The organism is Staphylococcus sp. HMSC06C11, from assembly GCF_001808345.1.
Lineage (GTDB): Bacteria > Bacillota > Bacilli > Staphylococcales > Staphylococcaceae > Staphylococcus > Staphylococcus capitis.
Genome location: NZ_KV793030.1, coordinates 1 through 21,107, shown reverse-complemented (window position 1 = coordinate 21,107; position 21,107 = coordinate 1). Strand labels below are relative to the sequence as shown.

At 32.0% G+C, this 21,107-nt stretch carries 20 protein-coding genes; 17 read left to right on the top strand and 3 right to left on the bottom strand.

From position 1 onward, the window contains the following. Window positions 1-12 precede the first annotated feature (12 nt). From amaP to HMPREF3154_RS00090, 3 genes are all read left to right on the top strand, one after another. A complete protein-coding gene (amaP, locus tag HMPREF3154_RS00100) occupies window positions 13-549 on the top strand; it encodes an alkaline shock response membrane anchor protein AmaP (protein ID WP_002432799.1) in 537 nt (178 codons plus the stop codon). Window positions 550-561: 12 nt separating this feature from the next. Next, on the top strand, window positions 562-801 hold the full coding sequence (locus HMPREF3154_RS00095; protein WP_002432747.1) for a DUF2273 domain-containing protein: 240 nt from the start codon (window positions 562-564) through the stop codon (window positions 799-801). Between the two features lie 73 nt (window positions 802-874). Beyond that, on the top strand, window positions 875-1,387 hold the full coding sequence (locus HMPREF3154_RS00090; protein ID WP_002432778.1) for an Asp23/Gls24 family envelope stress response protein: 513 nt from the start codon (window positions 875-877) through the stop codon (window positions 1,385-1,387). A gap of 200 nt (window positions 1,388-1,587) precedes the next feature. Here the strand turns inward: HMPREF3154_RS00090 and HMPREF3154_RS00085 are convergent, their stop codons facing one another. Further along, window positions 1,588-3,534, bottom strand: a complete 1,947-nt coding sequence (locus HMPREF3154_RS00085; protein ID WP_023351321.1) for an IucA/IucC family protein — start codon at window positions 3,532-3,534, stop codon at window positions 1,588-1,590. A 104-nt stretch (window positions 3,535-3,638) separates the two neighbouring features. Between HMPREF3154_RS00085 and HMPREF3154_RS00080 the strand changes: the two genes are divergently transcribed. From HMPREF3154_RS00080 to HMPREF3154_RS00050, 7 genes are all read left to right on the top strand, one after another. Continuing rightward, window positions 3,639-4,820, top strand: a complete 1,182-nt coding sequence (locus HMPREF3154_RS00080; protein WP_023351322.1) for an MFS transporter — start codon at window positions 3,639-3,641, stop codon at window positions 4,818-4,820. Beyond that, the gene (locus tag HMPREF3154_RS00075; protein WP_023351323.1) at window positions 4,810-6,567 is read left to right on the top strand and encodes an IucA/IucC family protein; all 1,758 of its coding nucleotides are present in this window, start codon (window positions 4,810-4,812) and stop codon (window positions 6,565-6,567) included. The genes HMPREF3154_RS00080 and HMPREF3154_RS00075 overlap by 11 nt, the downstream gene beginning before the upstream one ends. Before the next feature lie 3 nt (window positions 6,568-6,570). Beyond that, window positions 6,571-7,626, top strand: coding sequence for an alanine/ornithine racemase family PLP-dependent enzyme (locus tag HMPREF3154_RS00070; protein WP_002432510.1), 1,056 nt, complete (start codon window positions 6,571-6,573; stop codon window positions 7,624-7,626). Window positions 7,627-7,914: 288 nt separating this feature from the next. Beyond that, window positions 7,915-8,913, top strand: coding sequence for an ABC transporter substrate-binding protein (locus tag HMPREF3154_RS00065; RefSeq protein ID WP_002469703.1), 999 nt, complete (start codon window positions 7,915-7,917; stop codon window positions 8,911-8,913). Window positions 8,914-8,924: 11 nt separating this feature from the next. Beyond that, window positions 8,925-9,956, top strand: a complete 1,032-nt coding sequence (locus tag HMPREF3154_RS00060; RefSeq protein ID WP_002432915.1) for a FecCD family ABC transporter permease — start codon at window positions 8,925-8,927, stop codon at window positions 9,954-9,956. Then, on the top strand, window positions 9,953-10,921 hold the full coding sequence (locus HMPREF3154_RS00055; RefSeq protein ID WP_023351324.1) for a FecCD family ABC transporter permease: 969 nt from the start codon (window positions 9,953-9,955) through the stop codon (window positions 10,919-10,921). The genes HMPREF3154_RS00060 and HMPREF3154_RS00055 overlap by 4 nt, the downstream gene beginning before the upstream one ends. A 226-nt stretch (window positions 10,922-11,147) precedes the next feature. After that, window positions 11,148-12,521 (top strand): YjiH family protein, encoded by a 1,374-nt coding sequence (locus HMPREF3154_RS00050; protein ID WP_002432704.1) that lies wholly within the window; start codon window positions 11,148-11,150, stop codon window positions 12,519-12,521. A 53-nt stretch (window positions 12,522-12,574) separates the two neighbouring features. Here the strand turns inward: HMPREF3154_RS00050 and HMPREF3154_RS00045 are convergent, their stop codons facing one another. Then, a complete protein-coding gene (locus tag HMPREF3154_RS00045; RefSeq protein WP_002453758.1) occupies window positions 12,575-12,886 on the bottom strand; it encodes a heme oxygenase in 312 nt (103 codons plus the stop codon). A 148-nt stretch (window positions 12,887-13,034) separates the two neighbouring features. Further along, the gene (locus tag HMPREF3154_RS00040) at window positions 13,035-13,295 is read right to left on the bottom strand and encodes a SunI/YnzG family protein (protein WP_002432344.1); all 261 of its coding nucleotides are present in this window, start codon (window positions 13,293-13,295) and stop codon (window positions 13,035-13,037) included. 177 nt (window positions 13,296-13,472) lie between these two features. Here HMPREF3154_RS00040 and HMPREF3154_RS00035 point away from each other — a divergent pair, with 177 nt between their 5' ends. The 7 genes from HMPREF3154_RS00035 (at window position 13,473) to HMPREF3154_RS00005 (ending at window position 20,713) form a co-directional block, all read left to right on the top strand. After that, complete coding sequence (locus tag HMPREF3154_RS00035; protein WP_002432512.1) at window positions 13,473-13,979, top strand: metal-dependent hydrolase; 507 nt, start codon at window positions 13,473-13,475, stop codon at window positions 13,977-13,979. Window positions 13,980-14,013: 34 nt separating this feature from the next. Further along, entirely contained in the window at window positions 14,014-15,201 is a 1,188-nt protein-coding gene (locus tag HMPREF3154_RS00030; protein WP_023351325.1) for a UTP--glucose-1-phosphate uridylyltransferase, read from the top strand. Between the two features lie 19 nt (window positions 15,202-15,220). Then, on the top strand, window positions 15,221-15,904 hold the full coding sequence (locus HMPREF3154_RS00025; protein ID WP_002432569.1) for a PAQR family membrane homeostasis protein TrhA: 684 nt from the start codon (window positions 15,221-15,223) through the stop codon (window positions 15,902-15,904). A gap of 143 nt (window positions 15,905-16,047) precedes the next feature. Then, window positions 16,048-17,394: a multidrug efflux MFS transporter SdrM gene (sdrM, locus tag HMPREF3154_RS00020; RefSeq protein ID WP_023351326.1), complete on the top strand. Its 1,347-nt coding sequence runs from the start codon at window positions 16,048-16,050 to the stop codon at window positions 17,392-17,394. A 117-nt stretch (window positions 17,395-17,511) separates the two neighbouring features. Next, entirely contained in the window at window positions 17,512-17,979 is a 468-nt protein-coding gene (locus HMPREF3154_RS00015; RefSeq protein ID WP_002432814.1) for a SepA family multidrug efflux transporter, read from the top strand. An 83-nt stretch (window positions 17,980-18,062) separates the two neighbouring features. Next, window positions 18,063-19,505, top strand: coding sequence for an MDR family MFS transporter (locus HMPREF3154_RS00010; protein WP_070474206.1), 1,443 nt, complete (start codon window positions 18,063-18,065; stop codon window positions 19,503-19,505). 143 nt (window positions 19,506-19,648) lie between these two features. Then, complete coding sequence (locus HMPREF3154_RS00005) at window positions 19,649-20,713, top strand: Mrp/NBP35 family ATP-binding protein (RefSeq protein WP_002432308.1); 1,065 nt, start codon at window positions 19,649-19,651, stop codon at window positions 20,711-20,713. Window positions 20,714-21,107: the final 394 nt, after the last annotated feature.

The following is a 21,107-nucleotide window of genomic DNA, read 5'->3' as shown; positions in this document are numbered from 1 at the left end:
GTGCCGTGCGAGGTGAAAAGACTAAAAAATTTCATCCTCGGCCTTTTAATAGTCGCAATTGTTGGGTTCCTATTGTTTATGTACATAAAGGATAGTCGTATTAAAAGCTATCAAGACTACTTCCTTCATTTCAATTGGTTCCAACCACTATTAATTGGACTTGCGGGATTACTAATATTGATTGGACTCATATTAGTATTAAGCATATTCAAACCTACGTATCGTAAACCTGGACTTTATAAAACTTTTGATGATGGTCATATTTATGTATCAAGAAAAGCAGTTGAAAAATCTGCGTACGATACATTAACTAAATATGATCAAGTAAGACAACCTAATGTAGTAAGTAAGCTTTATAGTAAGAAAAAGAAATCATTTATCGACATTAAAGCAGATTTCTTCGTACCAAATGATGTTCAAGTGAAATCATTAACTGAAAGTATTCGCTCTGACATTAAGAAAAATGTTGAACATTTCACAGAAATTCCAGTACGAAAATTAGAAGTTAATGTTCGTGACCAGAAAACGTCTGGTCCACGTGTGTTGTAAGGGAGGGATATCATGGCTGAAAATAATAATCAAAACGGACAAGACTCTACACAACAATTAATCAATATATTTAAAGCATTTAAGTGGCGTATTATTGGATTTTTAGCATTTTTACTTATAGCTATATTATTCCTAACTCTTGGATTTTGGAAAACAATTTTAATCATTGTCTTGTGTTTAATTGGAATTGGTATCGGGTATATTAAAGACCGTACGCAAGACTTTATGAATTTCCTCAATAGATGGAGCTAGACCAGTTCTAAAGGAATTAATTAAATCTAATTATTAATAATAACTAAATTTTGAAAGTAAAGGAGAATTTACTATGGCAGTAGATAATAACAAAGCAAAACAAGCATACGATAACCAAACTGGTGTAAATGAAAAAGAAAGACAAGAACAACAAAAAGAAGTTCAAGAAAATCAACAACCACAATTCGAAAACAAATTAACTTTCTCTGATGAAGTAGTTGAAAAAATTGCTGGTATTGCTGCTCGTGAAGTTAAAGGTATCTTAGATATGAAAGGCGGATTCACTGACAACTTCACTAATGCATTCTCAAGTGGTAATAACGTGACTACTGGCGTGTCAGTTGAAGTTGGCGAAAAACAAGCTGCTATCGACTTAAAAGTTATTTTAGAATATGGTGAATCAGCACCAAAAATCTTCCGTAAAGTAACTGACTTAGTTAAAGAACAAGTGAAATACATCACTGGCTTAGAAGTTGTTGAAGTGAACATGCAAGTTGACGATGTAATGACTAAAAAAGAATGGCAACAAAAAAATGAAAAAGACAATAAAGACAACAACCACAGTGACAGACAAGGTTTACAATAATTTATAATTGCAATTTGATAAATCATTTAAGTTGAACCTTATATGATATTAGCCTATAAATGGAAAGTGTTCTCACACCATTTATAGGCTTTTTGTTTATTAATAATTAATATTCCTCAAAAAATAAGCAGTCTGTGTAAAAGATGACTTTCTTAAACATAGACTGCTTATTATAAACTACAATTACATTAATATTTTAATTAGTGAAGCGGATTGTTTACTTTAATATACGTATATTCATGTGCTTGATCTTCTAATCGCATAGTCGTCACGCATTTATAATCAATTGTTGGGGCAAAGATAACTTCTTCGATTTCACTACGACGACCTTCAGATAATTCTGTGATATTACTTAAAATATCCTTTAATATGAGTGCCATATCCTTCCAGATTTCATTTTCAAGTGAAGAAGAATGAGATGACTTAGCTATTGTAAGCACAAGCTCTCCTAAGTGATTCTGAACTGTAGAATAAAATGCTTTATTAAAAACGGAAGTCTTAGAATTTGTTAAAATTCTAGATTTCTCATGAAAATGGTTCGTCTCATAACCCGATTGATTTAAGCGCTCAGTATCAATACGTAAGCCTTCGAAATCTCTAATATATAGTTTATTAAGTGAACCGTCTTCGTTAAAGGTTGCAACAGAATTCTGTAGGTGTGCCTCTAAAGCAATACCATATTTAGAATATAAAGGAATGACTAAACCTAGTAACGCTTTACTATATTCATTCATCCAAGTTTTAGCTGCTTCTTCAAATGACTGAAATCCCTTAGAAACTTGATATGTTTGAATTAATGTTTGAATAGGCGTTTCAGAGTTGTAAGGATACGTTGCAACTAAACTTGATGGAATGACAGGTACCACATCATTCGTTATAGAATGATAGAAATTATTTCTAAATAACGTACCTAGTTGTTCACTACGATCTGTTTGTATCTCATCACTATCATTAGAATTATAAAAATGAATTCCTGCCACTTCATCAATTACAGTAGAAGCATACTGTTTAAATGTTGAATCTTTAGTCAAGATATCGTTTAAGATGTGTGTAACTAAAGGTCCATTATGAGTTGTTTGTTCTGAAAGTGTACGAATTTCGCCAGTAATATGTACATTTGTTGATAATTTAATATGTGGCGCTTTATTAGGTAATTCAGGAACCAACGTTCTAAATGATAAACCAGCATAATATGGGATAGAATATTCACTCACAATCATAAGTCGTTGATCAAGTTCTTCCATGTAATCTTGATGTAGGACATGGTCGTATTGCCATGGATGCATAATCATCAATTGATAGTCGTCTAAATTTACTTGTCCGCTAAATTCTTTTTCTAAGTGTGAGTATATATCAGGAAACATATGTTTCATCGTATCATTGTAATTTGCATCTAAAGCTTGAACACGAGCCACTGAATGATGCAATAATACAATTTTTAATTCGATGGGCTGAGTAAATTCAGAAGAGTATCTAAATGTTTCAAACGCATCCATACCTTTACGCAGTTTTGCTCCCGGATGAAGAGGGTGGCCTTCTACTACGGCTTGCTCAGACCTTAGATAACTATCTTGATGATTTTTAATAATATCGTATAGAGGTGCTCGATCATCCTTCATTTTAAAATATTGATAGCTCAGCGCAAATGTCATATTGGCTGCACTGTTCGTTTGGTCATCTCTGAATTGTTGGCTCGCTTCATTGTCCAACTCTGGTGATTCAGTAAGAATCCAGTCTAATATGTCATTAGGATGTAAAATACGCTTAAATTCATCTTGATATTGTTCACGTTTATAATAAAAGGGGCCTTCAACATCTATACGATTAAATGCATGTTGACCAGTTACTGGTGCGTATAAGTATAGCTTTGATTTAGGAAAATGAATTTCTAAAATGTCAGTTACATGAGTGTCATAGCCAGCAAATTTACGTCTATTAAGTAACTGACTATGATCATTACCATGAACTAAATTCTCTCTATGTATAGAAGTAACTAAACGCTTTGTTACTTTATCTCGACCAGTTAATAATTTATCTTGGAAAATAGATGCCCATTGTTCATCATATTGTTGTAAAAACTGAAAGACATTTTGCTCATCTTGGGTCATCTCAATGTCTTGTTTGTTAATAAATTGATTGAAATTCATAATTCACCTCTAAAAAAATATTTTACAAAAATAAATAAGATTTGTATAATCCATATTAATGATAATGATAATTATTATCAATAAAAAAGACAGGTGAAAATTAAATGGCAAAATTTTTCTTTTCCAGTTCTTTTCTTCTGTTTTTGGGGAATTGGATTGGGCAAATAGGATTAAACTGGTTTGTACTTACTACATATCATAACGCAGTTTATCTGGGATTAGTTAATTTTTGCCGACTCGTACCAATTTTATTGCTAAGTGTATGGGCAGGCTCAATTGCTGATAAATATGATAAAGGAAATTTACTTAGAATAACCATTTCCTCTTCATTTATAGTCACTGCGGTATTGTGTGTTTTGACATTTACTATTGATTCTATCCCAATCGCTGTAATACTCATTTATGCATCGTTAAGAGGTATTCTAAGTGCAGTAGAAACACCAGTAAGACAAGCGGTGTTACCTGATTTATCAGATAAAATTTCTACAACACAGGCAGTATCGTTTCATTCGTTTATCATTAACATCTGTCGTTCGATAGGTCCTGCAATCGCTGGAGTCATTCTAGCAGCTTATCATGCGCCTTCAACTTTCTTAGCACAAGCGATATGTTATTTAGTTGCTGTACTTTTTAGTCTGCCTCTTCACTTTGAAGTTGTTTCAAATCAACTCGAAAATAAAGAATTCTCATTAAAGATAGTTATGAATTATTTCAAACGTAATCTAGAGGGGAGTAAGATATTTATTACTTCTCTATTAATCATGGCTACAGGATTCTCTTATACAACAGTATTACCCGTACTTACGAATCATATTTTTCCAGGAAAATCAGAAGTATTTGGTATAGCGATGACCTTCTGTGCTATTGGTGGTATCGTAGCAACAATTATTTTACCTACCATTTTAAATCATCTAAGCGCAGTTAAAATGTATTATTTAAGTTCTTTGCTATTTGGGTTAGCTTTACTAGGCGTCGTTATACATAATTTGGTTATTATGTTCATTTGTATCACTTTAATTGGACTATTTAGCCAATGGGCAAGAACAACGAATAGAGTTTATTTTCAACATAGTGTTAAAGACTATGAGAGAGGGAAGGTATTAAGTATTATTATGATGGACCGTGGTATGATACCTCTCGGTAGTTTAGTTATGAGTTTCTTTGCAGATGTATTCGGAATACTGACGACATTCATGATCATGGGTATAACTACCGTAGCCATTTCAGTAATATTTTACCTAATACAGCGTATGACGAAGTTGGAGGAAAGTAATAATGAAGCGTAATGAATGGCTGTTAGCAGATAAAAATATACAATACCGTATCATGAACGCAATAATTAAAGAACGTATTTCACCAGAAGGCATGAAAATAACGAAAGATGATAATGTGGTGGAAATTCAGTACCAAGGCAAAAGATTAACTGTTCAAGTAAAACGTAAAAGTGCTATGGAAAGATATGTGTTTAAAGGCGATATTATGTATGGTTGTGGTCAAAAGTCACAACCTATTGAAAGCTTAGAAGATCTGCTCGAAACATTAACACAGGATTTTAATATTGAAATTTCAGAACGTTTGAATGAAGAATTGATTCATAGTAGAGACAGTTTTATTGAAACATATAAACATTTTAACAACAGACAATCACTCATACATCAAAGTATGAAATTTTCAAGATTGCCTGAATCATTAAACTTTATATCCTGGCTACAACATTTACAAGATAGTGGCATTATAGATGATTTAAGTTATTCGGAGAGTTTGATTGTTGAAGGACATCCTACCCATCCTTTAACTAAGACAAAACTTCCGTTAAATAAAAGCGAGTTGAAAGCGTATGCTCCAGAGTTTGAAAAGGTTATTCCTCTAAAAATTATGCTTATTGAAAAGAATCACATTGTCACTACGTCAATGGAAGACGATGACCAATATATTTTAAATCGTGTCATTCCGGAATATCGTCATCAACTCAATTCATTTTTGGAGCCTTTAAATTTAAATTTAGAGGATTATAGAGTCATGATTGTTCATCCTTGGCAATACGATCACACTATAGGCGGAAAATTTAGTCAGTGGATTGCTAGTAAAATACTAATACCAACACCATTCACAGTAGAATCTAAAGCAACGTTATCATTTAGAACGATGGATTTAATTCATAAACCTTATCACGTTAAACTTCCTGTGAATGTTCAAGCAACTAGTGCAGTAAGAACTGTTTCTACGGTTACTACGGTAGATGGACCTAAATTAAGTTATGCATTACAAGGACTACTTGATCAATATCCAGGACTCCAAGTGGCCATGGAACCCTTTGGTGCATATGCCGACGTGGATTCTGATTTGGCAAGACAACTTGCATGCATTATTCGTCAGAAACCCGTTATCTTTGAAAATGGCTCAACAGTGGTCACAGCAAGTTTAGTTAATCCTAATCCAATTGACCGTAAAGCGATTGTAGATAGCTATTTAGAATGGCTTGAAACTGAAATATCAATTGACCACATTAAACATTTTATTGCAACTTACACACAAACATTAGTCCAACCACTCATTGCATACATTCAAGATTATGGAATTGCATTAGAAGCACATATGCAAAATACGATTGTCAATCTAGGTCCTAACTATCAAATGAAATTCTTAGTACGTGATTTAGGTGGTTCACGTATAGATTTAGATACTTTACAACAGAAGGTAACAAATATTGAAGTAACGAATGAAAGTTTATTAGCTCAATCCATTGAGGAAGTTATTGCAAAGTTTCAACATGCTGTTGTACAAAATCAATTAGCAGAGTTGATTCATCACTTTAATCAATATGAAGATGTTAAAGAAGAAGAGTTATTTGATATCGTTCGTGAAGAGATTGATCTAGCGATTGATGATGATAAATCCCATGCCGACATTTTGAGGAAAGTATTATTTGGTCCGACAATAACTGTTAAAGCGTTATTGAGTATGAGGATGGAAAATAAAGTTAAAAAATATTTGAACACTGAATTAGAAAATCCTATTAAAAAAGAGGTGTAGTACATGGCTAGAATCAAAGTTAACTTATCAAAAATACAATACAATGCCAAAGTACTTCAGACATTACTTGAACGTAGACAGATTCACTTTACCCCTGTAGTAAAATGTGTTGCCGGAGATGAACGCATCGTTTCTACAATAAAATCTCTTGGAATTACACACTTTGCTGAATCAAGAATTGATAATATTGAAAGACTAAGAGATTTAAATATCACATTTACACTATTACGCCCCACGACAGAATTTGAAACTATGATTTCTACTGTGAAACTAAGTATTCAAACAGAACTTGATACGATTAAACAATTGAATGTAATTGCAAAAAGAATGAATGTAAAGCATCAAATCATGTTAATGGTAGATTGGAAAGACGGCCGTGAAGGTGTCTTAACTTATGATGTATTAGATTATATTAAAGAAATTATGAGTATGAGTCATATACAACTAGTAGGATTAGCATTTAATTTTATGTGCTTTAAATCCAAAGCTCCAGAAGAAAATGATGTCTTTATGATTAATAAGTTCATTAGTGCCGTTGAAAAGGAAATAGGTTACAAGTTTAAAATTATTTCAGGAGGTAACTCAAGCATGTTACCTCAAACAATGTACAATGATCTTGGCAAGATTAATGAATTAAGAATAGGAGAAGCACTCTTTAGGGGAATAGATACTACCACGAATGAACCTATTGCAAGTCTCTATCAAGATGCGATTGTACTTGAAGCGGAAATTATTGAAATTAAACCACGTATTAATCAAGTGACACACCAATCCTATTTACAAGCAATAGTGGATATAGGTTATTTAGATACATTTACAGATGGTATCAAGCCTATCGCCAATGATCTGAAAATGGTTGGCGCCTCAAGCGATCATTTAATGATTGATTTGAATAATCAAGATCACTATCAAATTGGGGATAGAATTCAATTTAGTTTAAATTATGAAGCTTTGTCACAGAGTATGTATATGAAAAATTTAACTAAATCATATTACGACGATTCAAAGATTCAAACTTTGATTGAAAATTTTAACACAAACATATTTGCCAATACGTAGAGAAGACTCAATTTTATTCATTAAATTATATTTCACTTTAAACTGCTCTTTAATTTCTATTTAAAAGAGCAGTTTTATTTATTTTAGTTAGTTATTGTTCTCTAAATTGTATATAAGGCAAATATTAAGTGATATTCAGATTTATCTTTCATAGTAGTTAGTCTGACTTATGAATTAAATTATATTTGAGTAAAATATATTCATAAAACAATACAAAATGATATTGACAATGAGAATCGTTATCAATAAACTATATATGTAAGCATATACATATTAAGGAGTGGAACAATGAGAGGTCTAAAATTTTTTAGTGCTGTTGGCTTAATGCTAGTATTAGTTCTTGTTGCGGCCTGTGGAAGTAATGGTTCTAATAATTCAAGTAATAAATCTGCATCTAAAGATGGTGTAGAAATTAAACACGATGAAGGAAAAACTAAAGTACCTAAGCACCCTAAACGTGTCGTTGTACTTGAATATTCATTCGTAGATGCATTAGCTTCACTTGATGTAAAACCTGTAGGTATAGCAGATGATAAGAAAAAGGAACGTATCATCAAACCATTAAGAGATAAAATTGGTAACTATACGTCTGTAGGTGCACGTAAACAACCTAACTTAGAGGAAATTAGTAAACTAAAACCAGACTTAATTATTGCAGATAGTAATAGACATAAAGGAATTTATAAAGATTTAAGTAAAATTGCTCCAACAATTGAACTTAAGAGTTTTGATGGAAACTATAATCAAAACATTGATGCCTTCAAAACAATTTCTAAAGCATTAGGTAAAGAAGATGAAGGTAAAAAACGTCTAAAAGAACATGATGAAAAGATTGAAAAATATAAAAAAGAAATTACAATGAATAAAGATGAGAAAGTGTTACCTGCAGTTGCATCTAAATCAGGTTTATTAGCACACCCTAGTTATTCATATGTAGGACAATTCTTAAATCAACTTGGATTCAAAGAAGCATTAACTGATGATGTGACAAAAGGTTTAAGTAAGTATCTTAAAGGACCTTACTTACAAATGAACACTGAAACATTATCTAAAGTAAATCCAGGCCGTATGTTCATCATGACTGATAAAGCAAGTCCTAATGAGCCTTCTCTTAAAGAATTAGAAAAAGATGCTGTATGGAAAAAATTAGATGCTGTTAAACATAATCGTGTAGATGTGTTAGATCGTGACCTATGGGCTAGATCACGTGGTTTAATTTCTTCTGAAGAGATGGCAAAAGAACTTGTAGAACTTTCAAAGAAAGATAGTAATAAAGATAATAAGTAAGGTGGAAAATAATGACTATGGGTATTAAAAATAGTCAATCCGCTATTGAACAAAAAAAGAGAAAGCGCACTACACTCACTTATATAGTGGGTGTGTGCTTTCTTTTTATTTCAATCTATTTGAATTTAGCGATTGGTTCTTCAAAAATACAATTTCATGATATTTTAAGTTACTTCACTGGACATATTGAATCAGAACAAACATTTTTAATTCATAACGTACGCATGCCTCGAATGCTTGCAGGGTTAGTGATAGGTGGTGCATTGGGGATAGCCGGTCTACTTATGCAAGCAATAACTAGAAATCCACTTGCTTCACCTCAAATATTTGGTGTAAATGCTGGAGCGTCCTTCGTCATTGTTTTAATTACAGTTTTAATTCCATCCCTAGGTTCTTATTCAACTATCCTAGCAATTATTGGAGCCTTTTTTGGTGGATTTACTGTTTATACGTTGTCAGGATCTACGAAATCAATTACGCCAGTGAAACTTGCTTTAGCAGGTATGGCGATACATCTATTCTTTAGTAGCATGACCCAAGGAATCATTCTTTTAAATGAGGATTCTAATGATACTGTCATGTTTTGGTTAGTAGGATCATTAGCTGGGATAAAATGGAATCAAATTATGATGATTTTACCTTGTATAGTCATTGCTGTAATTGTAACTATTTTTATGGGGAGACAGCTTACAATTATGGAACTCGGAGACGACATTGCAAGAAGCCTTGGTCAACGTACTGAAATTGTAAGAATGATTATTGGATTGCTAGTGATAGTATTAGCAGGGATGTCTGTTTCAATTGCAGGCCCCATCGGTTTTGTGGGCCTCATTGTTCCTCATATAGTTAAACGTTATGTAAGTAAAAATTATCTAGTTATGCTACCTCTCACGTTTATTTTTGGTGCAGATTTATTGCTAATATCTGACGTTTTATGTCGTTTAATCACTTATCCATTTGAATCTCCAGTTGGTATAGTGACTTCATTTGTCGGCGCCTTTTACTTCTTATTCATTACTGTAAGAGGGGTGAATCGCGTATGATTAAGAGTAGCAATAGTATACGTTATGGAATCGTGATTATTTTATTAGTCGTCAGTACAATATTTAGTTTATGTATAGGTTCAGTTATGATAGACCCTATACACGCTATTGTTGGTTTTTTCACACAAGATGACTTTATTTTAAATGAATATCGTATACCTCGAACATTATTGGGATTAGTAATAGGTAGCAGTTTAGCTATATCTGGTGCTGTCATTCAAGGTGTAATTAGAAATCCGCTTGCATCTCCGGATGTTATTGGAATTACTAAAGGAGCAAGTCTAGCAGCGGTGATTATTATTATGATATTTCCGTCGGCACCTTTATTTGTATTACCTTTAGGATCGTTTGTTGGAGCATTGGTGATTAGTTTAATATTGTCCTTCCTTATTTCCAAATTTGATGTAAAAGGATCGAAACTTGCTCTTATAGGTTTAGCCATAGGCGCAATTTGTACGGCTATCGTACAGTTCTTACTTATTCGTAATCCTATGGATGCAAATAATGCATTAGTTTGGTTAACTGGTAGTTTATATGGACATAATATTTCTAACTTCTATAGTGTCTTACCTTGGTTTATTATCACTGTACCGGTAGTATTATTACTCGGTTACCAGCTAGATATCTTAAACTTGGGAGATAATGTCGCTACAGCTCTTGGTGCACGTGTTCGATTTTTAAAAATGATATTACTCATCTTGGCTGTAATGTTAGCTGGAGCTTCTATTGCAGTTGTCGGTGGTATTAGTTTCTTAGGACTTATAGCACCTCATATAGCAAGACAACTCGTCGGACACAAAAATATACATGTCATTATCATGTCAGGTTTAATAGGCGCTATACTATTAACGCTTGGTGATGGGTTAGCTAGGGGAATTCAACCGCCACTTGATATTCCAGTAGGTGTAGTTATTGCAGTTATTGGAGCACCATATTTCTTATTCTTACTACGTAGAATGAAATGATTTATTCATTAAATATGAATTTGAGCGCTCTTAGGTATGCTATGGCCGATTTCAATTTATAGTTTATTGAAATCGGCCTTTTTTAAATTTTTAATTGCGAAAAGTGATAGATTAGCGTATAGTATTTATACGTAATTATTCATATTTTTGTATATATAAACATTTGTGTAGATGAATCTTGATTACTTCAAATTGATATAAATAGATAGAAACGGATTGAAAAGTAATGAACGGATATACTAAAAGCGAAATTATAAAAGGTAGAATTAAATTTATAACAATGTCCATTCTAGGTATCATATTATTTTTAATTCCTATACCAGTTGTTCAAGATGGACAAAAACAAACAACATTACCTGTGGCATTTCTTGCAAATTGTTTAAAAGATCTGTTAGGGAATATTATGCCTATATTAATTGTATTAATTATTACAATTTCAGGTGTATTAACTCTTTTGTGCTCAACAATTTATAAACACAAGTTAAATCCACAAGGCCTAATGTATAATGCATTTAATGTCAAACTAGGTTGGCTAATATTAAGAGTATTATCAGTTGTATTTGTATGGCTTACTTATTTGAAAGTAGGGCCTAAAATGATTTATTCAGAAGATACGGGGGGGCTAGTCTTTTATAGTCTATTACCAACTCTTGTGGCCGTATTTTTATTTGCGGCACTATTTTTACCGTTATTGATGGAATACGGACTATTAGAATTATTAGGACCTGTGTTTAGACCAGTAATGAGACCGCTATTTACTCTACCTGGTCGATCAACTGTAGATAATCTAGCATCATTTATTGGTGATGGAACGGTAGGCGTCTTAATTACAAGTAGACAGTATGAGGAAGGCTATTATTCTAGAAGAGAAGCAACAGTCATTTCTACTACGTTTAGTGTAGTATCTATTACTTTCGCTATAGTTATTGCTTCAACTATTAAAATGCAAGATCAATTCTTTTATTTTTATATCACTGTAATTGTTTCTTGTTTAATTGCAGCAATGATAATGCCAAGAATTTGGCCTTTAAAAAATATTCCAGATGAATATGCTAAAGATGTTTCAGAGGATGCAAGAACGGAGCAATTACCAGAAGGAAAAACGGCATTAAGACATGGATATGACATGGCGACAGAGGTTGGTATAAAAGCTCCAGGATTCAAAAAGTTCTTTATTTCTGGATTTAAAACCGTTGTAGATATGTGGTTTGTCATTTTACCAGTAGTAATGAGTATAGGAACAATCGCAACAATTATCGCGAATTATACACCTATTTTTGAAGTTATTGGAAAACCATTCGTTCCACTACTAGAATTATTGCAAATTCCAGAAGCTTCACACGCTTCTCAAACTATTCTCATAGGTTTTGCCGATATGTTTTTACCATCTATATTAATTGAAGGGGTCAAAAGTGACATAACACGTTTTGTTATTGGAGCATTAAGTATATCCCAATTAATATACTTGTCAGAAGTAGGTGGTGTTATTTTAGGTTCAAAAATTCCTGTCAGCATAGGTAAACTATTTATGATTTTCTTAATACGTACTTTAATCACGCTTCCTATTATTGCATTACTTGCGCATTTATTTATCCATTAAAAAGATTGCTTATTAATATACTTTATTATAATAAGCAATCCTCTATTAAAAAATTATTTATCTAATTTCGACAATACATTTGCTTTAACAATTTCACTTTTAATTACTGGAGAGTCTTCGGATTTTCCAGTATTTTTATGAGCTTCTTTAAAAGCATCACTATTTACCCAATTTTTAAAATCTTTTTCAGTATTCCACCATGTATTTACATACATATCTTCACTATAATCATCTCTATCAATTTGCCAAACTTCAATACCATTAAAACCTTGTAAGGATTGGATTTGACCACCTTTTGTAAATCTAGGTGCCATTTTTTCTGCAAAACCTTTTTTCACGGTTATTCTATTTGTTACGACGAACAATAACTTCACCTCCATAATCATTATTGATTCCAATATAATAGGATTGTTTATACTTATCAATTTTCATATATCGAAAATGAGAGCCACCAACCGTAATAGATACATGGTTGGTGGCTTTTGTATGGATTATTAATTATATATATTTTAATTACTTAGTCAGTTCATTGTAAACTTTTTGATCATTTTGAGTATAAATAATGTATTCATGGTCATCAGTATCGATAATTACGCGGTTTGTTTTTCCAAATGTAGAACCAATACGAGAGATTTCTTTTCCATTTTTTTCAGGTACTGCATGGATATCTTGGTCTTGTGAGATATTTTTAATTTCATTATTAGGTATTTTAATATCTGCTACTCTCCATTGAATACGTACTTCATTATCGTTTTTCTTTACTGTCATTGCCATTAAAAACACATCCTTTAAATAATTTGTATATTCATCATAAATTATTTTGAAATCGTTTTCAAGGATTTATGTGATACTTTTGAATATAATATGTCATACTAATAAAATATTAATACGAAAGTATGTTCGCTTTATATGTAATTGTGTGTTAAAATGTTTTGAAAAGGAGAACTAGAAATGACAGGTAAAACACATGCCTCCTGTGGGGCTTTAACAGGAGCTTTGACAACTCAATATTTTCATACTGATTTATTTACTTCAGTCACTATATTGGTATTATCAACTCTAGCAAGCCTATTGCCAGACATATGTCATACCCAAAGTAAAATTGGAAGACGTTTCAGAGTTTTAAGTTTTGTTATTAGGCTTCTATTTGGCCATAGGACATTTACTCACTCTCTTGCTTTCATCATTATCATTGGTTTTTTACTGTACTTAATTCAAACACCCATGTATTATATGGTTGCAATTGTTATTGGAATAGCTTCACATGTTATACTAGATATATTAACACCTAAAGGGGTTAAATTATTCTATCCCTTACCATTGAATGTTGTATCGCCGCTTCATTTTAAAACAGGCGGATTAGTTGATTTATCTTTAGCTACAGCTTTTAGCTTTGGAACAGTATACACGTTGTTTCAACCCTTTTTTAATGAATTTATGTTACAGTGGCTAAATTAATTCTTTGAATCATTTATACATAAGGAGAGTAATCATGTTAGATAAAAACCAATTGGAGAAATATAACCAAGAGCATTTGTATGAATATGAAAAATTAATGAGTAATAATGAAAAAGATGCACTTGAAAATAAAGTTGATGAGCTTGATTTAGAAGGAATTCAAAAACTATATCATGATTTATATGTTAATAGAAAATCAATAGATGATGTATCATCGGTATCAGAAGTTAAGTATGAAGTGAAATCTCAACTTTCTGATGAAGATAAGCATACATATGAACAAAAGGGTTATGAAGCGATTAGAAATGGTGAATTCGCGGTACTTCTTATGGCTGGCGGTCAAGGAACGCGATTAGGTTATAAAGGGCCTAAAGGTTCTTTTGAAATTGAGGGTGTAAGTTTATTTGAGTTACAGGCTCGCCAACTCATTAATTTAAAGAATCAAACGGGTCATACAATTAATTGGTATATAATGACTAGTGATATAAATCATAATGAAACAATAGAGTATTTTAAGAAACATCAATATTTTGATTATGATCCAGAACATGTACATTTCTTTAAACAAGCAAATATTGTAGCCTTAGGTGAAGACGGCAAACTTGTACTTAACAGAGATGGTCATATTATGGAAACACCAAATGGTAATGGTGGAGTATTTAAATCTCTTAAAGAGGCTGGATACTTAGATAAAATGGAAAAGGATCATGTAAAATATATCTTCTTAAATAATATTGACAATGTTCTTGTGAAAGTCTTAGATCCATTATTTGCTGGTTACACTGTAAGTAATAATAAAGATGTTACATCTAAAACAATTCAACCTAAACATGGAGAGAGTGTTGGACGTTTAGTCAACATTGATAGTAAAGATACAGTTCTTGAGTATTCAGAATTGGATCCCGAAGTAGCCAATGATTTTGATAATGCTAATATTGGTATCCATGCATTTAAACTGGCCTATATTAAAAGTGCAGTAGATAGGGAACTACCATATCATTTAGCTATTAAAAAATTAAAACAACTAGATGAAGACTTTGGCGTTGTAGAGCTACCAACATTAAAATTTGAATTGTTTTATTTCGATATTTTCAAATATGGAACAAGTTTTGTTACATTACAAGTTCCTAGAGAAGAGGAGTTTTCACCACTGAAAAATAAAGTAGGTAAAGATAGTGTGGAAACTGCTACAGAAGATTTAAAACGTATGAGTTTGATTTAAATAAAAGGTGGTGGAATAGATGTCTCATACATCTAAGCATAAAAAAGCATCGGTAGTTGAATCATTTAAGGACATCATTCCCTTATCTTTTGGCGAGGAAATAGGTAATGCAGCCTCACATGGTGCGGCTGCATTATTAACATTGTTTGTATTACCTTATGCAGCTGTTCATAGCTACAATCATGGTGGCACATTGGAATCGGTAAGTGTGTCTATTTATATTATTAGTATTTTTATGATGTTTATTTCTTCAACTATTTATCATTCTATGCAGAATTATACAGCTCATAAGTATATTTTACGTATTATCGATCATAGCATGATTTACGTAGCTATTTCAGGTACTTATACGCCAGTATTACTTACTATAGTAGGTGGATGGATAGGATGGGTAGTGACCCTATTTTTATGGGGGACTACATTATGGGGAATATTATATAAATCCATTGCTACGAAAGTTAATCATAAGCTCAGTCTTATTGTTTACCTAGTGATGGGATGGGTTGGTGTGATATTTATACCAGTGATTATCATGCGCACCTCTTGGTTATTTATTTTATTTATATTCCTGGGTGGCCTTTCTTATACAATAGGAGCCTGGTTTTACGCGCAAAAGAATAGACCTTATTTTCATATGATATGGCATATTTTTATTGTGATTGCATCGGTTTTACACATGATAGGGATATTATATTTTATGTAAAGTAAGTTTACGGTAGAGTTTAAATGGCTCTGCCGTTTTATTTTAACCTAGAAAATTAATACTATTGCATGATTGCGAACTAAACATCATCGTATTAATATTTTAAGGGTTCGAAATAGATAGAACAAAAGGAGTAAATATAAATGAAGTTTAGGTCGATATTAACAGTAACCGCATTGATACTAATCATGTTTATGGCTGCAATTGAGACATCTATTATATCTCTAGCCTTACCAACGATTAAGATAAATTTACATGCAGGTAATTTAGTATCTTTAGTTTTTACTGTTTATTTTATTGCTTTGGTCATAGCTAACCCTATTGTAGGTGAGCTGTTATCTCGTTTTAAGATATTATATATTGCCGTTGCAGGTGTTTCTTTATTTGCAATTGGTAGTTTGATGTCAGGTTTAAGTGAAACATTTACTTTTTTAATTATCTCAAGAATGATTCAAGGTTTTGGGGCAGGGGTCATGATGTCTTTATCTCAGATAGTCCCTAAACTAGCGTTTGAAATTCCTTTAAGATATAAAATTATGGGAATTGTAGGTAGTGTTTGGGGAATTTCCAGTATCATTGGACCCATACTCGGTGGTGCGATTTTAGAATTCGCGACATGGCACTGGCTGTTCTTTATTAATATACCTATAGCAATTATTGCTATTGTATTAGTACTAATGACATTTCATTTTCCAGAGGAAGAACATGGTAATCAAACACACTTTGATGTGAAAGGATTATCAATCTTTTATATATTTATAGCATTGCTTATGATTGGATTATTAAATCAACAACATTTATATCTCAATATTATTGCAATCATCTTGGCTTTATTAGTATTGATTGGCTTGTTTAAAATAGAACAAAAACAAAATAATCCATTTCTTCCGACTAATGAGTTTAATAGATCAATAATGCTTGCTTTCATTACTGATTTATTTATAGCTATGTCATTAATAGGATATAACCTGTATATACCAGTATATTTACAAGAACAATTAGGTTTATCACCTCTTCAAAGTGGGTTTGTTATTTTACCACTATCAGTTGCATGGATTATATTAAACTTTAATTTAGCGAAGATTGAAGCAAACTTTACTAGAAAAGCATTATATCTTAGTGCGTTTACAGTTCTCTTAATTTGCAGTGTTATTATTTTATTTGGCATGAAAGTGCCATTGTTGATAGCATTTTCAGTTATCTTTGCTGGACTTAGTTTTGGATATGTATACACTAAAGATAGCGTGATTGTACAAGAGGAAAGCTCTCCTAGAAATATGAAGAAGATGATGTCATTTTATGCATTAACTAAAAACTTAGGTTCATCTGTAGGTTCTACAATTATGGGATATATGTATGCTTTAAAATCAGGTTTATTCGGCACTCATCTACACAATGTATTAGGTTTGATTGCCGTCATTTCAATTTGCTTGTCAATGATGTGGATTTTATTTTATAAATCTAATAAAACTTCAAATTTTAATAATTAAAAAGGTTTTCAAATACAAAAAACGTCTACTATAAGAGTAGGCGTTTTTAAATTTTATAAGGTGATGAATACGTGATACTATAAATATGTATTAAAAAAGAGGGGAGGACAATGAGTGATGAAATTCTTTAAAAATAAATTTTATAATTTAGCTGTAACACTTATTGTTCTCGCTATTTTTGTATTATCCGGGGCGATATTCTTAACATTTCTTGGTTTTGGATTATATGGGTTAAGTAGGATTTTAATATTTTTTCATTTAGGTTATTTTGGCTACAATAAAGGATTTTATGACAATTTGTTTTACTATGGTAGTTATATAGTATTGGGATATTTTACTCTTTTTGCTGTTGAGCATTTAATGGACTACTTTAAGAAGAAATTGCCTAACAATCCTTATTTTCAGGGTATTACATTTCACCTTATTTCTTATATAGTAACGACAGTGATGTTTTATTTTATAGTACATATTCACTATGTATATATTAATATTCAATTTTGGGTAATTATGTTAATCATAGGATTTCTATTTATTTGTAAGGAGATATTTTATCCTGAAAGTGAAAACTTGAATAACAAGAAATAGTAATTAAGCATTTATTTTGCTTTGCTAATTATAATTTGATTGAATATAACACTGTTATAAAAATAATAAAGGAGTAAACGTTCATGTCTAGTATCGATTTACCCAAAACGAAGCGGAATTTAATTGTAGCAGTGATGTTAGTGAGTGCGTTTGTAGCAATTTTAAATCAAACTTTACTCAACACTGCTTTGCCTCACATTATGCGAGAATTAAAAATTGATGAAAGCACTTCCCAATGGCTAATTACTGGATTTATGCTTGTAAATGGTGTCATGATACCACTTACAGCTTTCCTAATGGATAGAGTTAAAACTAGACCTTTATATTTAGGAGCTATGGGTACATTTTTATTAGGGTCAATTGTAGCTGCGGTTGCGCCTAATTTTGGTGTGTTGATGACAGCAAGAGTTATTCAAGCAATAGGCGCCGGTGTGTTGATGCCTTTAATGCAATTTACACTTTTCACTTTATTCTCCAAAGAACATCGTGGCTTTGCTATGGGACTAGCTGGTTTAGTCATTCAGTTCGCTCCAGCTATTGGACCTACATTCACAGGCTTAATCATTGATAATGCAAGTTGGAGAGTGCCATTTATTATTATAGTCGGTATCGCCTTAATTGCTTTTATCTTTGGTTTAATTTCAATTTCTAGTTATAACGAAACGAAGGATTCAAAATTAGATAAACGCTCTGTTGTATACTCGACTATAGGTTTTGGTATTATGCTGTATGCATTTAGTAGTGCTGGAAATTTAGGTTTTTCTAATCCAATAGTTATAGGATCGTTGATCATAAGTATTATAATTATCTCAATATTTGTTAGAAGACAACCAACGATTTCCAACCCATTACTTAACCTCAATGTATTTAAAGGTAGAATCTTTTGTTTCAGTACAATTACATCAATGATTATTATGTTATCTATGGTTGGACCTGCACTACTTATTCCTCTATATGTACAAAACGCTTTAGGTTTATCTGCGTTGTTATCAGGTTTAGTGATTATGCCAGGTGCGATTATAAATGGAATAATGTCAGTATTTACTGGACGTTTTTATGATAAATATGGTCCAAGACCATTAATATATGCTGGTTTTAGCTTATTAACGATTTGCACATTATTGCTTTGTTTCTTAAAAGCAGACACATCTTATATTTATCTTATTGTCATTTATGCGATTAGGATGTTTGCTGTTTCTCTACTTATGATGCCTATTAATACAACTGGTATTAATGCATTAGACAATAAAGATATTTCACACGGTACTGCTATTATGAACTTTGGTCGTGTGATGGCTGGTTCATTAGGAACTGCATTAATGGTAACGTTTATGAGTATTGGTTCGAAATGGATTGGGCCATCCTCGTCTGCACATGCTAGTAAAGAATTATTACAAAGACAAAGTGTTGCTGCCGGAGTTGATGTTTCATTCGCTCTAGTTACAGGTTTTGTTGTTGCTGCATTCTTATTTGCGTTATTTATTAAAGAACCTAATAGAAAATCTCAAAATATGAGAGAAGTCTAAATTATATATGAAGTTAGCCTATTATTATGGGCTAACTTCTTTTTTTATAATAAAAAAAGACTTATAATAAAAAAGATAAACTACGTAATCGAATAACTTTTGTTATTATGTAGATAAATTATTATATTTAAGGGGGATTTACTTTGTTAACGGTAAATCAAGTTGAAGAAATAGTAGGTGCATTAAAAGACCCAATTATTGATGTACCTTTGAAAGAAACTGATGGTATAGTTAACGTTACCATCAAAGAAGATATTGAGCACGTTAGTGTTAAAGTTGCAATGGCTCAATTAGGGGGACAACCACAATTAGATTTACAAATGGCAATTGTAAAAGCTCTAAAAGAAAACGGTGCTAATACAGTAGGTATTCGTTTTGAAGAATTACCACCGGAGACAGTAGAAAAGTATCGTGGTAAAGGAACAGAAAAACCTAAAACAATTGAAGGTTTACTTTCTCAAAATAATCCAGTTGAATTTATTGCAATTGCTTCCGGTAAAGGTGGCGTAGGTAAATCAACTGTAGCTGTTAATTTAGCTGTAGCTTTGGCAAGAGAAGGTAAAAAAGTTGGACTCGTAGATGCTGATATTTATGGTTTCAGCGTTCCAGATATGATGGGGATTGATGAAAGACCGGGAGTAGATGGCAAAGAAATTATTCCGGTTGAACGTCATGGAGTTAAGGTTATTTCAATGGCTTTCTTTGTAGAGGAAAACGCACCTGTCATTTGGAGAGGTCCAATGTTAGGAAAAATGCTTACAAATTTCTTTACAGAGGTTCAATGGGGAGATTTAGATTATCTTTTACTTGATTTACCACCTGGCACTGGAGATGTAGCCTTAGATGTACATTCAATGCTACCTTCTAGTAAAGAGATCATAGTTACTACTCCGCATCCTACAGCAGCGTTTGTAGCAGCTAGAGCTGGAGCTATGGCTAAACATACAGAACACTCCATTTTAGGTGTGATCGAAAATATGAGTTATTTCGAAAGTAAAGAAACTGGTAATAAGGAATATGTATTTGGTAAAGGTGGAGGTACTAAACTTGCTGATGAATTAGAAACACAGCTATTTGGAGAGTTGCCTCTTGAACAACCTACGTGGAACCCTAAAGATTTTTCACCATCTATTTATCAGCCTGAAGATCGTTTAGGAGAAATTTATACATCAATCGCCAGAAAAGTCATAGCCAGTACTCAAAAATAGTATCTTAATGTAATTTAACAAAAGGTATACTGATCACACAGAAACAAATTTTGTTTTTGTGTGATTTTTCTATTGCAAAATTTAGAAATCATGCTAGAATATTTCTTTGTGAGCTACAAATTAGCTGTTCACAAATTTAAAAAATAATTCAATCTAAATGTTGACTTAAAAACGTGAAATTGATATTATATAAAAGTCGCTGAAAAGCGATTGTAAAGTATTTAATTTAATTGTTAAGCAAGTGTAAAAATTACCCTTGCAAACATTATAAAAACACTTTAAAATAAATAAAGTAATCTTAAGGAATCATTGACATTTCTTCTTAGAAAAGATATGATTGAAAAGATTGATTTTATTGAGATGAACATTGAAAACTGAATGACAATATGTCAAC